The organism is Paracoccus simplex (genome assembly GCF_042648325.1).
In the GTDB taxonomy this organism is placed as follows: domain Bacteria; phylum Pseudomonadota; class Alphaproteobacteria; order Rhodobacterales; family Rhodobacteraceae; genus Paracoccus; species Paracoccus simplex.
The window spans coordinates 138,468-139,081 of record NZ_JBHRXE010000004.1 but is presented as its reverse complement, the minus strand read 5'-3'; the positions used below and the strand labels follow the sequence as shown (position 1 = coordinate 139,081).

The 614-nt window shown below is 75.9% G+C and carries 1 protein-coding gene; it reads left to right on the top strand.

Features of this window, described 5'->3' with window-relative positions; all coding sequences use genetic code 11:
- Positions 1 to 133 precede the first annotated feature (133 nt).
- On the top strand, positions 134 to 614 hold a 481-nt coding region (locus tag ACFOMP_RS01690; RefSeq protein WP_379027661.1), incomplete at its 3' end, for an NAD(P)/FAD-dependent oxidoreductase.

The following is a 614-nucleotide window of genomic DNA, read 5'->3' as shown; positions in this document are numbered from 1 at the left end:
CAGGATTCTTGTCATTCCCGGCCAGAGTCGCGGCAGATCGCCGCGCCGCGCGGCTTTGGCCGCAAATGTCAGGTTCGCAGGCCGCAAGCGGGCGCAGACTGCCGGTTAGGCGGGCGACCGAAAGGGGAAGCGCATGGGCACGGATGCCGATCTGATCGTGCTGGGCGGCGGGCCGGCGGGTGCGGTTTCGGCCTGGCTCGCCGCGCGCGACGGGCTGCGCGTGCTGCTGGTCGATCCCGGCCGCGGCCGGCCGCGGCTCGAGGGGCTCAGCCCGCGCCTGCATCGCTGGCTGGCCGGCCAGGGCCTGCTTGACGGGTTCGACGCCATTACAGGCCCGCTGCGGCGGCAGGTGGACTGGGCCGGGATCAGCGAAAGCAATGCCGAGCATGTGGTCGAGCGCGCGGCGCTGGACGCGCATCTGCGCCGCTGCGCCGAAACCGCCGGCGCCCGGCTGGTGATCGGCAGCGGCCGGCCGGAGCCGGGCGGGGTCTGGCTTGGCGGCGCAAGGCTGCGCGCGCCCATGGTCATCGACGCCAGGGGCCGCCGGTCGCCCGCTGCGGGCGGCAAGGCCCCGGCCACCCTGGCGCTGGCCGGCCGGGTCGGGGCCGCCCTGC